The organism is Myroides sp. LoEW2-1 (assembly GCF_009767705.1).
GTDB classification, from domain to species: Bacteria; Bacteroidota; Bacteroidia; order Flavobacteriales; family Flavobacteriaceae; genus Flavobacterium; species Flavobacterium album_A.
The window spans coordinates 1-1,476 of record NZ_WSPP01000285.1; the positions used below are offsets into that span (position 1 = coordinate 1).

A 1,476-nucleotide genomic window follows, 5' to 3' on the forward strand; every position below is an offset into this window, starting at 1 on the left:
AAAATCATTTTTACAAACTCAATATAGTTTTCCACGGTTATTATTTATTATTACAAAGATCTGTAGTTTTTAATTCACACACAACTTTTGAGATTGATCCTAAAAAAGCCTCATGAGAAAACTCATGAGGCATAACTATAAACCCTAATACAATTTGAAAATAATATTTTTAATTATCAACCTTCCAAAAAGCCCATTCCTTACCATTGAATACACAAAGCATTTTTGAAACCTTATCATATACAATTGTACCAGCTGCAGGACTTTTGATATTTAAGTGAGGACTATTCATCTTTGGAAGAACCATTGCTTTATCATTGGCTTCCAAAATAAGCGCTCCCTTAGCTGTAGAAGCTTGACTTCCTATTATGGTAGGATCTCTTTCATCTACCAGCCCTGCTTGAATACTTGTATCAACTAATCCCGTATTCACAGAAAGATCCTCCCATTTCTTAACTGTTCCTCCCATATAATATTTCACTTTCTTGTCGTTAGCATCATATATAAGAGTTCCTCCCTCAGGATCTAAAACATCATCTTGTTTGGTTACCCAAGATAGAATAATCCCACGATTATCATCTTCTTTGAAATCTAATAATACATCTTCTCCCTCAACTTCAAACTTTCCAATTGCACTTTGCCCAAAAGATAAATGCGTACAAATAAGCAAAATAAACAATGAAAGAAATGTTGATTTGTCTATAATATTTTTCATAGTATCTATTTTTACATCAAACCTTATTAATTATTCATCAACACATCCCTGTGCGATACATCCCCACTCACTTCCGTTGTATAATTTCAAACAATTCTCAGTAGAATCATATACAATCATTCCCTCTACAGGGTTCAATGCCGAAATCTGAGCTGTAGTTAGACGCGTTACTACCAACCCTTTATTATATGACTCCAATACAACAAAAGCATTACCACGCTCAGATACCCATTGACTATCAGGTCTATTAAGTGTACTTACAGCCATAAAACCATCCGAATTTAGAATATCACCTTTATCCCCCACAACTGAAGGATAATAACATATACTACAGTATGGCAATTCTATTTCACCATTTGCATTTGCTAAAGCACCATCAATACACACATCTTCAGATTCACTAATTAAATCAAAACTAAATGTAATCGAACGAGGATCACCCGTAGCTGGATCAACATCATAATCAGCTAAATTATTTGAAGCCTTAACTTTAAACTTAACCCAACTTGTTCCTTTTGGCACTTTAAACCCTTCGAACTCGAAACCACCTTCATCACTTTGATTAGTACCAATGTTCAAACCTGTAGAGGTAGCCAAACTACCATTTACAAAACTAAAGGCATCTATATCATAGTCAATTGACAAGAACATATCTGCTAAATCAAAGTATCCACCCTAGCAAGTACATCTTGTGAGGTATAAAAATTATTCTACAGCGTCAGAGATTGCCTTTTTATAGTTATGAGGATATAAATCTGTAA

The 1,476-nt window shown here is 33.9% G+C and carries 2 protein-coding genes; both read right to left on the bottom strand.

What is annotated here, in order from left to right:
- Nucleotides 1-169: 169 nt before the first annotated feature.
- Nucleotides 170-715, bottom strand: coding sequence for a hypothetical protein (locus tag GOQ24_RS14515; RefSeq protein WP_155093404.1), 546 nt, complete (start codon nt 713-715; stop codon nt 170-172).
- Nucleotides 716-745: 30 nt separating this feature from the next.
- A complete protein-coding gene (locus GOQ24_RS14520; protein WP_160340016.1) occupies nt 746-1,366 on the bottom strand; it encodes a hypothetical protein in 621 nt (206 codons plus the stop codon).
- Between the last annotated feature and the right edge of the window lie 110 nt (nt 1,367-1,476).